Origin of the sequence: Pseudomonas sp. LTJR-52, from assembly GCF_003691465.1 — a bacterium.
GTDB classification, from domain to species: domain Bacteria; phylum Pseudomonadota; class Gammaproteobacteria; order Pseudomonadales; family Pseudomonadaceae; genus Chryseomonas; species Chryseomonas luteola.
This window is the reverse complement of sequence record NZ_CP033105.1, coordinates 1,753,449-1,768,001: the sequence shown is the minus strand read 5'-3', so window position 1 is coordinate 1,768,001 and position 14,553 is coordinate 1,753,449. Positions and strand designations below refer to the sequence as shown.

Here is a 14,553-nt window from a genome sequence, read left to right as displayed (position 1 = left end):
TATTGATCAGACACCTTGTCTGGCCGCTTGGAGAGCACGAATCATGTACCGCAACGTTCTTGAACTGCATACAGGCCAGCCCGCTTCTGATGGCGCGGGCGTACGCATGACGCGAGTATTTGCCGGCCAGGGCGTTGAGCGCTTCGATCCTTTTCTCATGCTGGACCAGTTCGATACAGCCAATGCAGATGACTATATCGGCGGTTTTCCAGCCCACCCTCACCGCGGCTTCGAGACCGTCACCTACATGCTCGAAGGTCGTATGCGCCACGAGGATCACCTGGGCAACCAAGGTCTTCTGAAGCCTGGTGGCCTACAATGGATGACGGCTGCCCGCGGTATCATTCATAGCGAAATGCCCGAGCAACAGGAAGGCCTGATGCGAGGCTTCCAGTTGTGGCTGAACCTGCCTGGCAAAACCAAAATGGGACCCGCCAGCTACCGTGACTATGAGCCTGCTGAAGTACCTCGCCTGACTACCTCACAGGGCGTTGAAGTTGTCGTGCTTGCCGGCCATTTTGATGACGGGGAACACCAGCAGCTGGGCGCCGTGCAGCGGCCGGATACGGCCCCCTATTATTTCGACTTCATCATGCCGGCACAAAGCGCTATCAGTCCGCGCCTTCCCGAAGGGCATCGCGCCCTACTCTATGTGTATGAAGGACAGATTGAAGTCGAAAGCGATACCGTGGCGTCTGTAACGACCAATCGGCTGGCTCGCCTGAGCGATGAAGGGCAGCTGCGGATTCGATCCGCCCAAGGTGCTCGCGTGTTGTTGATTGCAGGCGCGCCGCTGAATGAGCCCATTGTTCAATATGGCCCCTTCGTGATGAATACACGTGAGCAGATTGAACAAGCCTTGCGTGACTATCAGCGCGGCGAGTTCGGTCAGTGAGCAGCGGCCAGTTCCAGCCCTAGGAACAGAATGAGTTGATCACGCTGGGCCAAGGCATCCCGCCGCCCAAGTGCGATCAACTCAGAACAGTAACCTGCCTCGAACAGCAGGTAGCTCAATACGGCAGACCCGCTTTTCTTTGTTGCACCAGGCCCACGAAGAAACAAACGCAGGGACGCTGGCAGCTCATGTCGAAAGCGGGCCGCAATCTCAGCCAAGGGCTCACTCGGTGCGATCACCAGCGTTTCAACCGGCTTTACACCAAGACGCTTTTGCTGCTCCGAGGGCGGAATCATTTGGCTCATCAAGTTGATACGCTCAAGCACCTCGGTGTCGCTTTCCAGACTATCGATAAACGTACTGTTCAGCAGATGCCCGCCAATCTGCGCCAGTGTAGGCGCCTTACCGGTTGCGGCAGAGGCGTCCTCCGAACGGGAGGCATCGGCGTGAGGGTTGTTGCTGACGCCCACGATCAATACCCGGTTAGCCCCCAGGTGCAATGCCGGACTGATAGGTGCCGCCTGACGCACCGAACCATCGCCCAGGTATTCACGCCCCAGTTTGACTGCCGGGAAGATAAGCGGAATGGCCGAACTAGCCATTAGATGCTCGACATTCAGACGAGTGGGAAACCCAACCCGGCGATGACGCAGCCAGGGATCAATCGCACCGTGCCCCTGGTAAAAGGTCATCGAGTGGCCGGAGTCATACCCAAATGCAGTAATGGCTATGGCCCGCAGATGCCGGGCCTTAACTGCGGCTGTAATACCTGAAAAGTCCAGCTCCCGAGTTAGCAGTGCGCGTAACGGTGCATTATCCAGCAATGCCGCCGGCGTCTTGCCACGTATACCAAAGACATTTTGTCCTATGAAGTGACTGGCCTGCCGGATCACGCCGGGCCAGTCACTGCGGTAAACCTGATCAATATGAAAATTCTGCCAGACCTGAGTCAGGCGCTGACAGGCCAGTTGGAACTGCAGGGCACCACAGGCCAATACCGTTGCATTGATAGCACCTGCCGATGTTCCCACGATGACAGGAAAAGGATTGCGCGCACCCGCAGGCAGCAGCTCAGCAATGGCAGAAAGCACCCCTACCTGATACGCCGCCCGAGCGCCACCGCCAGACAGGATCAGCCCTGTAACAGGAACAGCCGAAGTAATGTCCAACACCCTTTCCTTGAGTCCGAGGTTAAACACATCGCCTTGAGCATAGCGTGTCATGGGTGCGAGACGGAACTCAGTCGCTTTTGGCGTACAGTTTGGGTTCGCCAGCTGGCCGCGTCTTGAAGCGCCGGTGTGCCCATAAGTACTGCTCAGGCAGCTTACTGACCTCTTTTTCCACCCACTGGTTGATTCTTAAGCAGTCAGCCTCCTCCGTCTCACTCGGGAAGTCCTCCAGCGGCGGATGGATAACCAGGCGGTACCCTGACCCATCGGCCAGCCGCTCTTGAGTAAAGGGCATGACAAGTGCCCGGCCCAGGCGTGCAAATTTGGTGGTAGCAGTAACCGTAGCGGCCTGAATTCCGAATAACGGCACGAAGATACTTTGCTTGGCGCCATAGTCCTGATCAGGTGCGTACCAGATGGCGCGGCCGCCTCTGAGCACCTTCAACATGGCCCGTACATCTTCGCGTTCGATGGCAGTGGCATCCAGATTATGTCGCTCACGCCCCTTGCGCTGCACGTAATCGAACACTGCGTTTTTGTGTTCGCGGTACATTCCGTCGATGGTATGCCGCTGCCCAAGCAGCGCAGCGCCGATTTCGAGCGTCGTAAAATGCAACGCCATCAGGATGACCCCCTTGCCCTCTTGTTGGGCTCGCTGGAGGTGCTTGATTCCCTCGATATGAGCGAGCCGACTCAGGCGTGATCTGGGCCACCACCAGCTCATGGCCATCTCGATCAAGGCGATACCGTTCGATGCGAAATTTTCCCTGAGCACACGCTTACGTTCGGCCTCGCTCCATTGAGGAAAGCACAACTCGAGATTGCGCATCGCAATATGGCGTCGACTGGCAGAAACGTGCAGTATGACCCAGCCTATTGCACGACCCAGGCGAAGCAGTACGCAATAGGGTAGCTGGACGATCAGCCAGAGTACGCCCAATCCCAGCCAGAGCAGCCAATAACGGGGATGAAGAAAAGCAAGTCGAAAACGAGGGCGTTCCATCAAACATCCTGGTAAACATTAAACGGTACATTCTACATTCCTGACCGTTAGCAAGCAGCCATGCTTGCGACATGCTTGTCATCTCGTTATAAGTCCTCGGCATCTGACGCACGCGGTCCCAACATGAGCCAGGTTGATCTTCTCGATAACGATTCCGTATTCCAGCTAAAGGGCAACATGCTTGCCGTTACCGTGCTGGAACTCTCCCGCAACGATCTTTCACGCCTCGACCGCCAATTGGCACAGAAGGTGGCGCAGGCGCCCAATTTCTTTCACGACACCCCGCTCATTCTATCGCTCGACAAGCTCGAGGAAGACGATGAAGCGCTTGACCTGGGTGCACTGCTCGATCTCTGTCGCCGCCATGGGCTGCGAACCCTGGCGCTCAGGGCCAGACGGCCTCTGGACATCCGAGCTGCCAACGATTTCGATCTGCCGGTGCTTCCTCCGGCAAGCGGTGCAGGGCGCGAGCGTGCCCTTGAGCTGCGAGAGCGGGAACCGGCAAAAGCGGCAGAATCTGCGCCTGAACCGGAGAAACCTGCCGAACCTGCCGTGAACCCTACCAAAGTCATTACGGCACCCGTACGCGGCGGCATGCAGCTTTATGCACCCGGTGGTGACCTGGTGGTGTTATCCTCGGTCAGTCCGGGAGCTGAATTGCTCGCAGACGGCAATATTCATGTGTATGGGCCAATGCGAGGTCGTGCCCTTGCAGGTGTGAAGGGCGACACAAAAGCAAGAATTTTTTGCCAGCAACTCACCGCCGAATTGGTCTCGATTGCTGGACAATACAAAGTAGCGGAAGACTTGCGCAGACATCCCCAGTGGGGAAATCCTGTTCAGATCAGTCTGTCTGGAGATGTGTTGAACATCACACGTCTTTAACGGATACTGCCGCGAATTTTTTACGAAGCGGTAGCGTCATCGATACCGCTTTCAGACCCGAATGGCGTCTGGAGTCCAGCCGAGTATTGTGTAGTGTTCCGGCGGCCATTTTTTGGTACTCCAGCCGTTCATTCCGTGAGCTTATTTCGAATTTAGGGTGAATCAGCTTGGCCAAAGTACTCGTAGTCACCTCCGGTAAAGGCGGTGTCGGCAAAACAACCACAAGCGCGGCCATCGGCACTGGTCTGGCCCTGCGCGGGCATAAGACCGTTATCGTCGACTTTGACGTGGGTTTACGTAACCTTGATCTGATCATGGGGTGCGAGCGTCGTGTTGTGTATGACTTTGTAAACGTCATCAACAACGAAGCCACGCTCACCCAGGCGCTTATCAAAGACAAGCGTCTCGAGAATCTGTATGTGCTGGCAGCCAGCCAGACGCGTGACAAGGATGCCCTCACGCTGGAAGGTGTCGGCAAGGTAATCGAAGAACTTAAGGGTAACTTCGAATATATTGTCTGTGACTCCCCTGCCGGGATCGAGAAAGGCGCCCATCTGGCCATGTATTACGCCGATGAAGCCATTGTCGTGACCAACCCGGAAGTCTCTTCCGTACGTGACTCGGATCGTATGCTTGGCCTGCTCGCCAGCAAATCCAAGCGCGCCGAAAACGGCGAGGATGCGATCAAGGAGCACCTGCTTCTGACCCGCTACAATCCAGAGCGCGTCAATAAGGGTGAAATGTTGGGCGTAGAGGATGTGGAAGAGATTCTGGCTATCCGTCTACTCGGCGTCATTCCTGAGTCGCAGGCTGTCCTGAAGGCATCGAACCAGGGTATTCCGGTCATTCTCGACGAACAGAGCGACGCTGGCCAGGCCTACAGCGACGCGGTAGAGCGGCTGCTGGGCAAGGAAATGCCTCATCGCTTCCTCGACGTGAAGAAGAAAGGCTTCCTACAACGACTATTTGGGGGGAGTGAATGAGCCTCTTTGCTTTCTTTCGCGATCGGAGGAAGCAAAACAGCGCTTCCATCGCCAAAGAGCGGCTGCAGATCATCGTCGCTCACGAACGCGGACGTCACTCCCAGCCTGACTACCTGCCTCAGCTGCAGAAAGATCTGCTGGAAGTCATCCGCAAATATGTACCGATCGAGCAGGACCAGATCCAGGTGGAACTGGAAAACCAGGGTAGCTGCTCGATTCTGGAACTGAACATCACTCTGCCAGACCGGGATCATTGATCCCTGGCTGGTCATTCATCGGCGGCTCATACCGCCGATGGGCTCTTTTCTGAACGTGACATGCCTCTCTCAAATATCCGTTTCATCCACCAGGACGATGCGTTACTGGTAGTAGACAAGCCAACCCTGCTGCTCTCGGTTCCCGGTCGAGCCGAAGATAACAGGGATTGCCTGGTAACCCGCCTCCAGGAGAACGGCTATCCCGAGGCACGTATCGTGCACCGTCTGGATTGGGAAACCTCCGGGATCATGGTGCTTGCGCGCGATGCAGACAGCCACCGCGAACTCTCTCGCCAGTTCCATGACCGCGAGACTGAAAAGGCCTATACCGCGCTTTGCTGGGGTGAGCCTGAGGCCGACAGTGGCCGTATCGAATTACCACTGCGGTATGATCCACCGACCAAGCCACGGCATGTCGTCGATCACGAGTTGGGGCGCCACGCGCTGACTTTCTGGCGCGTCCTGGAACGTTGCGGTCATTACAGCCGGGTCGAGTTGACGCCTATTACGGGACGCTCCCACCAGCTCCGTGTGCACATGCTGTCCATTGGTCATCCGCTATTAGGTGATCGGCTTTATGCTCATGAAGACGCCTTGAATGCGCATCCCCGGTTGTGCCTGCATGCCAGCCTTCTAGCACTGACCCATCCCAAAACAGGTGAGCGCATGCGCTTTGAAAGCGCAGCATCATTTTAAAAATGCCCAAATGGACCGGCTATTACGACGCCATAGGTGACGAGCCGGCCCGCTCTACACTACTGCGTGCGCTGCATCATTGGAAGGGTCCCACTGGAGTAGCGCTTGATCTTGGCTGTGGTACAGGTCCTGGCGCGCGGCTGGGATGTCATTGCCGTTGATGCACAGGCAGAGGCGCTTGAGCGCCTGAGCATTCGTGTCTCGGAAGGCCAGCATCAGCGCTTTACTACACTGCTGCAAACGCGCTTCGAGACACTAGAGGTGCCCAAATGTCAGTTGATCAATGCGAGTTTCTCGCTTCCTTTTTGCGAGCCCTCGTCCTTCACCTTATGGCACTCAATTTCCACGGCGTTACGGCCAAACGGGCTGCTCGCCGGTCAATTGTTCGGACCGCGAGACAGTTAGGCTGCCCCAGGCATCACAGTGCTGGACAGAGCCTCCGCTCTGGCGCTCTTCTCGGGGTGGACGCTGATTCATTTTGACGAAACTGAGGGGGGCCGGGAAAACGGCAAAGGGAGCCAACAAGCATTGGCACCTTTTCGACTTTGTAGCGCGTCAATCGACTAACTGAGTTAGCCGCCTAACAGCATAAATGGATAGACTAGAGGTATATCGTAAGGAGTACCGCATGCGCGACACACTCAATCAAGGTTTGATCGACTTTCTCGCTTCGTCCCCTACCCCTTTTCATGCTACCGCCACGATGAGTCGCCGCCTTGAGCAGGCCGGCTTCCAGCGGCTGGATGAGCGGGATACCTGGCATATTCGTCCGGGTGGACGTTACTACGTTACACGTAATGACTCCTCATTGATCGCATTTCGCCTGGGTGATGATCCGCTACGCAACGGCCTGCGGATGGTTGGTGCTCATACCGATAGCCCCTGCCTGCGCGTAAAGCCCAACCCAGAGCTCTACAAACAAGGGTTTTGGCAACTGGGTGTGGAAGTTTACGGCGGTATGCTGATGGCGCCCTGGTTCGATCGGGATCTGTCCCTGGCAGGCCGTGTCACCTTTCGCCAGACCGGCACTCAGCATAGCCGCCTGATCGACTTCAAACGTCCGATCGCTATTATTCCGAATCTGGCTATTCATTTGAATCGTGAGGCCAATCAAGGCTGGTCCATCAATGCCCAGAACGAGCTTCCCCCCATTGTGGCGCAGGTACCGGCCAGTGAGCGACGCGATTTCCGTGCGCTGCTGACCGAGCAACTGGAGCGGGAGCATGGCATCCTGGCAGAGTCGGTACTGGACTTCGAACTATCGTTCTATGACGTGCAGAAAGCCGCTGTGGTGGGTCTGGATGAAGACTTCATTGCCGGCGCCCGCCTGGATAACCTGCTGTCCTGTTATGCCGGTCTGGAAGCGCTACTGTCGGCAGATGGCGATGAAAGCTGCGTGCTGGTATGCACAGACCACGAAGAGGTGGGTTCGAGCTCGCACTGTGGCGCAGACGGCCCGTTCCTTGAACAAGTCATGCGCCGTGCCCTGCCGGAAGGTGAGGACTTTACCCGGATCATCGCCCGTTCACTGTTGATCTCGGCCGACAATGCTCATGGTGTACACCCGAACTATGCCGAGAAGCATGATGGCAATCATGGCCCTAAACTCAATGCCGGGCCGATCATCAAGATCAATAACAATCAGCGCTACGCGACCAACAGCGAAACCGGTGGATTTTTCCGTCATCTCTGCCTGGAAAATGAAATACCGGTTCAAAGCTTTGTGACCCGCAGCGATATGGGTTGTGGCTCGACCATCGGCCCGATTACCGCCAGCCAGCTGGGCGTTCGCACAGTCGATATCGGTCTGCCGACGTTTGCCATGCATTCGATCCGCGAACTCGCCGGCAGCCATGACCTGAATTATCTGGTGAAAGTCCTTAAAGCCTTCTATTCCAGCCATGTACTGCCATAAGGCAGAGGGAACCGCACGATGATCACGCATATTCGCAACAGTCTGCTTGAAGCCAAGACAGCACTGGACAACTTTTTGGCTGACGAACAAGCGCTACGGAATATCGAGCGTGCGGCAGAACTGCTGGTTGAAAGCTTCGAGCACAAGGGCAAGGCCTTCTCCTGCGGTAACGGCGGTTCCATGTGTGATGCCATGCATTTCGCTGAAGAGCTGACCGGCCGTTATCGCAAAAACCGCCCGGGCATTGCTGCCGTCTCCATAAGCGACGCCAGCCACATCAGCTGTGTGGCAAATGACTTTGGCTACGACTACATCTTTTCTCGCTATATCGAGTCCCACGGGCGCGAAGGAGATGTCTTGCTGGCCATCAGCACCAGCGGCAAGAGTCCCAATGTGCTCAAGGCCGCTGAGGCTGCAAAAGCGTTGGGCATCAAGGTCATTGCACTAACCGGCAAACCAGGCTCCCTGCTCGAAACCATGGCCGATGTCTGCATCTGTGCGCCTGGCGGCCACTATGCCGATCGTATCCAAGAGCTGCATATCAAGATCATCCATATCCTTATGGAGCTGATCGAGCGTAAGTTGAATCCGGAAAACTACGCCTGACTTAACCATTCGGAGGCGGCTCCAACCATGGCGCCGCCTCATCTTACTCCGGCACGTCTACGCTGACATGAATGGCGTCGTGCCGCCAGTATTCCAGATCACAATCGATCAGACGTCCCTGCTGATCGCGGTTGATACGTGTGATATGCAGCGCCGGGCTTCCCATGCTGACCTTAAGTGCCTGCGCAGCGTCCGCATGCAACGCTGTAGGCCGAATTTCGAAACGAACACGCCCATACCGGATACCGTATTCGCTGGCATAGAGATCGGTTAGCGAATGGGTCAGGTCAAATTGCAGGATATTGGGAAAATAGATCGGGTTGAGATAGTGCTCCACATAGAGCACCAGACGGCCATCGATACGCCTGGCTCGCCGTATCTGATAGACGCCCGTACGTTCAGGAAGCTCGAGAAGCCCACACACCGCTGCATTAGCGGACACCAACCGAGCCGAGAGGACTTCGGTAGCCGGAACACGGCCCTGTCCTGCCACCATGGCGTGAAAATGCGAGCGTACTAGCGGGTTGTAAGCCACCCTGGGAGGTGAAACAAACCAGCCACGTCGCTCTTCCCGATAAATCAGCCCCTGCAACTCCAACTGCCCAAGCGCTTCACGCAACGTAATCCGGGTCGTTGAAAACGACTCGCTCAAACGTCGTTCTGCAGGCAGCTTGGTGGAGGGCGCAAGCGCACCACAGATAATCTGCTCCTCCAATGAGCGGCAGATGGCTGTGACGGTTTTTGGTGCGTCATCGTGCGGGCTTGCTCTCATTTGGACTAGTCCAGCCGGTAAAGCTCAGGGATGCATGAGCCAGAAAGAAAAAGTGACAGCTTAGATTATCTAGATGACCGCCCCGTTAAGCTGCGAGTTAGCTCATGATTCATCGTTAGGGCAACCCTCTGCACAGATGCCATCAGGGTGGAAATCAAATCGTCATCCTTCGTCGGTAGATTGGCTTGCGTCTTGCTGATCTAGACCAGCCAATCGACCACGCCTCGAAGGAGCGCTCAATGAAACGCTTGCTTGCTTCACTGTTGGGTAGCGCACTTGCGCTGAATGGCACCCTGGCCCTAGCCGCCACGGATATGAACATACTCGAGCAGGCTGCCCGCCAGGAAGGCCAGGTTGATAGCGTAGGCATGCCTGATACCTGGGCCAACTGGAAGGATACCTGGGCCGATCTGCAGAAAAAGTACGGCCTCAAGCACATGGATACAGACATGAGCTCAGCCCAGGAAATAGCCAAATTCGCAGCCGAGGGTGAAAACGCCACCGCCGATATGGGTGACGTGGGCGCCTCGTTTGGCCCCATCGCCGTGGAGAAAGGCGTAACCCAACCGTACAAGCCCACCACCTGGGAGCAGATTCCCGACTGGGCCAAGGACAAAGATGGTCATTGGATGCTGGCGTATACCGGCACTATCGCGTTTATCGTCAACAAGCAGCTGGTAGCTGATGTACCCCATAGCTGGGCTGACCTGCTGCAGGGCAAATACAAGGTTGCCATTGGTGATGTAAGCGCTGCCTCACAGGCAGTGAGTGGGGTCCTGGCGGCTACCTACGCTAACGGCGGTAACGAAAAGAACATCAAGCCCGGCCTGGAATACTTTGGCAAGCTGGCGCAGCAGGGCCGTTTGTCCATGACCAACCCGGTCGTCTCGACCCTGGAGAAAGGCGAAGTCGAAGTGGGTATCGTTTGGGACTTCAACGGATTGAACTATCGCGATCAGATCGATACTTCACGCTTTGAAGTGCTCATCCCTTCAGACGGCTCGATTACGTCCGGCTACACCACGATTCTGAACAAGTATGCCAAGCATCCGAATGCAGCCAAGCTGGCACGTGAATACATTCTTTCCGATGCTGGCCAGATCAACTTGGCTCGCGGTTATGCCCGCCCCATCCGTGCTGACCATATCCCGCTACCCGAGGATGTAAAAGCTAAACTGTTACCAAGCGAGCAATATGCCAGTGCCAAACCCATCGCGGATGCCAAGGCCTGGGAAGAAACAGCCAAGCGTCTGCCACGTCTCTGGCAGGAAAACGTGATCATGCAGATGAAGCAGTGATCCAATGAAGACGATCCTGGTTGTGCTGGACGGTCTGGCCTATGGAGTCGCCCGTGACTGTATGGGCTACCTTCAGGGTGTCTGTCAGGCAGGGCGCGGACAGCTCTATACCGTACAGTGTGAACTGCCGTCGCTTTCCCGCCCGCTCTACGAATGCATTCTCACAGGGGTACGCCCTGTCGACAGCGGCATTACGCACAATCAGGTCGTCCGGCTTTCGAGCCAGCGCAGTGTGTTTCATTATACGCGCGAGGCCTACCTCACGACGGCGGCTGCGGCCTATCACTGGATCAGCGAACTTTATAACCGTTCGCCCTTTGATGCCGCGCGGGACCGTCATATCTGTGCCCCGGATCTGCCTATCCAGTACGGACATTTCTATTACGCCGATCACTATCCAGACTCTCACCTCTTCGACGACGCCGAAAGCTTGAGACAACGTCATTCCCCTGATTTTCTGCTGGCTCACTCGATGAATATCGATGATGCTGGCCACAAATACGGACTTTCCAGCAGCCAATATCGAAACACCGCACGTGTGGCAGATATATGCCTGTCCGGTCATTTACCGGTATGGCTGGAGGCGGGCTATCAGGTGATGGTGACAGCCGATCATGGCATGAATGATGACCGCAGCCATGGGGGGCTGCTGCCTGAAGAGCGTGAAGTCCCGTTATTCGTGTTCGGGACAGGCTTCAGCCTGAAAGAGGCAAGCCCTGTACAAACTGACCTATGCGGTACGCTTTGTGAGCTTTTAGGTGTCGCCCATGACAAGCCGGTTTGTCGGGAACTCCTGGCATGAAAGGCAAATGGCTCGCCACATTGTGCCTTCTGCCCTTTCTAGTTTTCTTTTGTGCATTTCAGATAGCCCCATTGATCTGGATCGCTATCAACAGCCTCAAGCATCTGGATGGCTGGGGCCTGGGTAACTTCACCGAAATCCTTGAATCACCCTTCTATCGCCAGGCTATACGCTTTTCACTAGAGATTTCAGTCTGGTCCAGCCTGTTAGGCCTGCTAATCGCCATTCTGGGCAGTTACTCGCTACGCCAGGTCGACTCGAAGCTAAGAGATTTCGTAACAGCCTTTGCCAACATGACGAGCAATTTTGCCGGTGTTCCCCTGGCGTTCGCCTTCATCATCCTGCTTGGCATCAATGGGTGCCTGACCCTGCTGCTCAAGCAGACCGGGCTGATCGAGGACTTTAACCTGTATTCCAAAAGCGGATTGATCCTGATCTATACCTACTTCCAGATCCCGCTAGGCGTTCTGTTGCTCTACCCTGCCTTTGATGCCCTGCGCGAAGACTGGCGTGAAGCTGCCTCACTGCTTGGCGCCAATACCTGGCATTTCTGGCGTCATATCGGGCTGCCGGTGCTGACTCCGGCGCTGCTAGGTACATTCATCATTCTGCTGGCCAATGCGCTGGGGGCCTACGCAACCGTATATGCCCTGACGACGGGCAATTTCAATGTGGTCCCGGTCCGTATAGCGGCATTGGTCTCTGGCGACATCTTTCTGGATCCGAACCTCGCGAGCGCCCTTGCCATGCTGCTGGTAATGCTCATGGCCGTGATTACCCTCGTTCACCAATGGCTGCTACGCCGGAGCTACCATGTCAAACGCTAACCGGTCGGTTTCACTCTACCATCGCCTGGTCGTCTGGCTGCTCTTTCTGATTCTTCTACTGCCGCTCGCTGCCACCCTGCTGTATTCATTGGCAACACAATGGTCCGCCACGCTTCTTCCCAGCGGGCTGACCTTGAAGTGGTACGTAGCGCTCTGGAGCGACTCACGCTTTCTCATCGCCTTCGGGCATTCATTGATCGTCTGCGTGGGCGCGCTGCTACTGGCCGTCTTCCTCGTACTTCCTCTCATGTTCGTCATCGCCTACCACTTCCCCAGGCTCGATGCACTCATGAACGTGTTGATCCTGCTGCCGTTCGCCGTGCCGCCTGTGGTTTCTTCCGTAGGGTTGCTGCAACTCTATGCTGGCGGCCCCTTGCCGTTGATAGGCACACCATGGATTCTGATCGGCTGTTATTTCACCATCGCCCTGCCGTTCATGTACCGAGCCATCAGCAATAATCTGCAGGCACTGAATATTCATGACCTGATGGATGCGGCTCACCTGCTGGGCGCCAGCACCTTCCGGGCGGCCCTCCTGGTGGTACTGCCCAACCTGCGCAAGGGTCTTATGGTGGCGCTGCTTCTGTCATTTTCGTTTCTGATTGGCGAATTCGTTTTTGCCAACATTCTTGTTGGAGCGCGTTACGAAACCTTGCAGGTCTATCTGTACAACATGCGCAATGGCAGCGGCCATTTCACGAGCGCACTGGTCATCTCGTACTTTCTGGTCGTCCTGACCGTAACGTGGGCTGCCAGTGGTTTGAGCCGGGATAAATCATGAGCTTTCTAAGCGTTGAACATCTGCACAAGAGCTACGGCTCGAACATGATCTTTCAGGACATCGATTTCTCTGCAGAACAAGGTGAGCTGGTTACGCTTTTAGGACCTTCCGGCTGCGGCAAATCCACCTTGCTGCGCTGTCTGGCAGGCTTAACCTCGGTAAACGGTGGACGCATCCTGCTCGACGGTCAGGATATTGCGACCCTGCCGCCGCAAAAGCGCGGCATTGCCATGGTGTTTCAGAGCTATGCGCTGTTTCCCAACATGACGGTCGCGCAAAATGTAGCGTTCGGCCTGAAGATGCAAAAAGTGGATCGCAAAACTTTACACCTGCGCACCGCCGAAGTGATCGAACTGGTAGAACTCAAGGGGTTCGAAGACCGCTACCCTCATCAGCTGTCGGGAGGGCAATGTCAGCGTGTCGCCTTGGCGCGATCACTGGTCACTCGTCCACGTCTGCTGCTGCTCGACGAGCCGCTATCGGCACTGGATGCGCGCATCCGCAAGCATTTACGAGAACAGATACGCAGCCTTCAGCAAGCGCTCAACCTGACTACCCTGTTTGTCACGCATGATCAGGAAGAAGCCTTGATAATGTCCGACCGCATCGTGTTGATGCAAGCGGGCCGCATCGTACAAAGTGGCGATGCGGAAACCCTCTATACTGCGCCAGCCACGCTGTTTGCAGCAGGCTTCATGGGTAACTACAACATTCTGGATCCCGCTCAGGCCTCTACCCTGTTAGGGCGAAACTTCACTCAACAGGTAGCGATCCGCCCCGAATCGATCAGGATCAACGCATCGGAAGGCCCCAGTGCCGAGATTGTCGGACATACGCTGCTAGGCAATGTCATTCGCTATCGCGTGCAGACATTGGGGATCGAATTACTGGTAGATGTCCTCAATCAGGATGCCTCTGTCTTGCACCCGTGCGGCTCACGCGTCACATTAGGGATCGATTCATCAGCCGCAAGAGAAGTCGCATGACCCTCGCTATTTTCGACCTTGACGAAACCCTGATCGACGGTGACTGCTCCAGCTTGTGGTGCCAGCGAATGGCCCAACTCGGCTGGGTTGACGAGTCCTTCATCCAGCGTGATGCCGCCCTGATGAAGGCATATGCCGAAGGCGCCCTGGCCATGGAAGAATACATGGCATTCGCCCTGGAGCCGCTCATAGGTCGAGCGCCTGAGGAGCTGGAGCCGGAGATCGACGCCTATGTCGAAGACGTGATCGAGCCTCTGATCTTCAGCGATGCCTGCCGCTGCATTGCGGAACATCGCGCCAGAGGCGACCGGATCGTATTGATTTCGGCGTCCGGTGCTCATCTGGTCGAACCGATTGCCGGTAGGCTGGGGATCAGCGAAATACTGGCCATCGACCTGGAACTGGCCCATGGGGTCTACACTGGCCGTACTCAAGGTGTTCTGACCTATCGAGAAGGCAAGCTGACGCGCCTTCTCGAGCTAATAGATCATCAGGAGGTCGAGCTTGCAGATGCCAGTTTCTACTCTGACTCACGTAACGATCTACCCTTGCTAGAACGCGTTGGGCATCCGCACGCCGTGAATCCCGATCCCTATCTGCGCGAGCAGGCCAGTCGGCGGGGTTGGCCAATCCTTGAGTGGAAATAGCCAAACAAAGGCTGGCCATGCCGGCATGGCC

At 56.1% G+C, this 14,553-nt stretch carries 17 protein-coding genes; 14 read left to right on the top strand and 3 right to left on the bottom strand.

The window, feature by feature from the left end:
- Positions 1–43: 43 nt before the first annotated feature.
- Complete coding sequence (locus EAW52_RS08220; protein WP_122042068.1) at positions 44–895, top strand: pirin family protein; 852 nt, start codon at positions 44–46, stop codon at positions 893–895.
- Here the strand turns inward: EAW52_RS08220 and EAW52_RS08215 are convergent.
- Positions 889–2,118: a patatin-like phospholipase family protein gene (locus EAW52_RS08215; protein WP_122042067.1), complete on the bottom strand. Its 1,230-nt coding sequence runs from the start codon at positions 2,116–2,118 to the stop codon at positions 889–891. The genes EAW52_RS08220 and EAW52_RS08215 overlap by 7 nt on opposite strands.
- Before the next feature lie 16 nt (positions 2,119–2,134).
- Positions 2,135–3,067 carry a lipid A biosynthesis lauroyl acyltransferase gene (locus EAW52_RS08210; protein WP_122042066.1) on the bottom strand — a complete coding sequence of 311 codons (933 nt, stop codon included), beginning with the start codon at positions 3,065–3,067 and terminating at the stop codon, positions 2,135–2,137.
- A 123-nt stretch (positions 3,068–3,190) separates the two neighbouring features.
- Between EAW52_RS08210 and minC the strand changes: the two genes are divergently transcribed.
- The 7 genes from minC to lpcA all read left to right on the top strand — a co-directional run bounded on the left by minC (position 3,191) and on the right by lpcA (position 8,409).
- Complete coding sequence (gene minC, locus EAW52_RS08205) at positions 3,191–3,952, top strand: septum site-determining protein MinC (RefSeq protein WP_122042065.1); 762 nt, start codon at positions 3,191–3,193, stop codon at positions 3,950–3,952.
- A 167-nt stretch (positions 3,953–4,119) separates the two neighbouring features.
- Positions 4,120–4,935, top strand: a complete 816-nt coding sequence (minD, locus tag EAW52_RS08200; protein ID WP_010795128.1) for a septum site-determining protein MinD — start codon at positions 4,120–4,122, stop codon at positions 4,933–4,935.
- Complete coding sequence (gene minE / locus EAW52_RS08195; protein WP_122042064.1) at positions 4,932–5,192, top strand: cell division topological specificity factor MinE; 261 nt, start codon at positions 4,932–4,934, stop codon at positions 5,190–5,192. Before minD ends, minE begins: the two co-directional genes overlap by 4 nt.
- Before the next feature lie 60 nt (positions 5,193–5,252).
- Positions 5,253–5,888: an RluA family pseudouridine synthase gene (locus EAW52_RS08190; protein WP_122042063.1), complete on the top strand. Its 636-nt coding sequence runs from the start codon at positions 5,253–5,255 to the stop codon at positions 5,886–5,888.
- 105 nt (positions 5,889–5,993) lie between these two features.
- Positions 5,994–6,293: a hypothetical protein gene (locus EAW52_RS26375; RefSeq protein ID WP_256680754.1), complete on the top strand. Its 300-nt coding sequence runs from the start codon at positions 5,994–5,996 to the stop codon at positions 6,291–6,293.
- Positions 6,294–6,516: 223 nt separating this feature from the next.
- The gene (locus tag EAW52_RS08180) at positions 6,517–7,803 is read left to right on the top strand and encodes a M18 family aminopeptidase (protein WP_122042062.1); all 1,287 of its coding nucleotides are present in this window, start codon (positions 6,517–6,519) and stop codon (positions 7,801–7,803) included.
- An 18-nt stretch (positions 7,804–7,821) separates the two neighbouring features.
- A complete protein-coding gene (gene lpcA / locus EAW52_RS08175) occupies positions 7,822–8,409 on the top strand; it encodes a D-sedoheptulose 7-phosphate isomerase (RefSeq protein WP_122042061.1) in 588 nt (195 codons plus the stop codon).
- Between the two features lie 43 nt (positions 8,410–8,452).
- Here the strand turns inward: lpcA and EAW52_RS08170 are convergent, their stop codons facing one another.
- Positions 8,453–9,181: a UTRA domain-containing protein gene (locus EAW52_RS08170; protein WP_122042060.1), complete on the bottom strand. Its 729-nt coding sequence runs from the start codon at positions 9,179–9,181 to the stop codon at positions 8,453–8,455.
- A 239-nt stretch (positions 9,182–9,420) separates the two neighbouring features.
- On the opposite strand from EAW52_RS08170, the gene EAW52_RS08165 reads away from it, so the two are divergent.
- The 6 genes from EAW52_RS08165 to EAW52_RS08140 are packed head-to-tail and all read left to right on the top strand — an operon-like array spanning position 9,421 to position 14,522.
- Positions 9,421–10,479: an ABC transporter substrate-binding protein gene (locus EAW52_RS08165; RefSeq protein ID WP_122042059.1), complete on the top strand. Its 1,059-nt coding sequence runs from the start codon at positions 9,421–9,423 to the stop codon at positions 10,477–10,479.
- Positions 10,480–10,483: 4 nt separating this feature from the next.
- Positions 10,484–11,281, top strand: a complete 798-nt coding sequence (locus EAW52_RS08160; protein ID WP_122042058.1) for an alkaline phosphatase family protein — start codon at positions 10,484–10,486, stop codon at positions 11,279–11,281.
- Complete coding sequence (locus EAW52_RS08155; RefSeq protein WP_122042057.1) at positions 11,278–12,108, top strand: ABC transporter permease subunit; 831 nt, start codon at positions 11,278–11,280, stop codon at positions 12,106–12,108. The genes EAW52_RS08160 and EAW52_RS08155 overlap by 4 nt, the downstream gene beginning before the upstream one ends.
- Positions 12,095–12,889 carry an ABC transporter permease gene (locus tag EAW52_RS08150; RefSeq protein WP_122042056.1) on the top strand — a complete coding sequence of 265 codons (795 nt, stop codon included), beginning with the start codon at positions 12,095–12,097 and terminating at the stop codon, positions 12,887–12,889. Before EAW52_RS08155 ends, EAW52_RS08150 begins: the two co-directional genes overlap by 14 nt.
- On the top strand, positions 12,886–13,875 hold the full coding sequence (locus EAW52_RS08145; protein WP_122042055.1) for an ABC transporter ATP-binding protein: 990 nt from the start codon (positions 12,886–12,888) through the stop codon (positions 13,873–13,875). Before EAW52_RS08150 ends, EAW52_RS08145 begins: the two co-directional genes overlap by 4 nt.
- Positions 13,872–14,522 carry an HAD family phosphatase gene (locus tag EAW52_RS08140; RefSeq protein WP_122042054.1) on the top strand — a complete coding sequence of 217 codons (651 nt, stop codon included), beginning with the start codon at positions 13,872–13,874 and terminating at the stop codon, positions 14,520–14,522. Before EAW52_RS08145 ends, EAW52_RS08140 begins: the two co-directional genes overlap by 4 nt.
- Positions 14,523–14,553 lie beyond the last annotated feature (31 nt).